This is a genomic window from Exiguobacterium sp. E17S (assembly GCF_057772545.1).
Genome location: NZ_JBYLRU010000039.1, coordinates 1 through 236 on the forward strand (window position 1 = coordinate 1; position 236 = coordinate 236).

Below are 236 nucleotides of genomic sequence, written 5' to 3' on the forward strand. Positions count from 1 at the left end.
GTAGATAGGTCACGGGTGGAAGCATGGCGACATGTGGAGCTGAGTGATACTAATCGGTCGAGGCCTTGTTCTAGCAGATGCTTGTTGATGACTTCAGTTTTGAGGGCGCGAGCCCGATCGTCTGGTGACGATAGCCAAGTGGTCACACCCGTTCCCATGCCGAACACGGAAGTTAAGCACTTGAACGCCGAAAGTAGTTGGGGGCTTCCCCCTGTGAGGATAGGACGTTGCCAGGC

Annotated in this window: 1 rRNA gene; it reads left to right on the plus strand. The window is 55.1% G+C overall.

Annotation, left to right across the window (positions count from 1 at the left end):
• The first annotated feature begins 120 nt into the window (after window positions 1–120).
• Window positions 121–236: ribosomal RNA gene (gene rrf, locus AC3B4V_RS16340) — 5S ribosomal RNA — on the plus strand.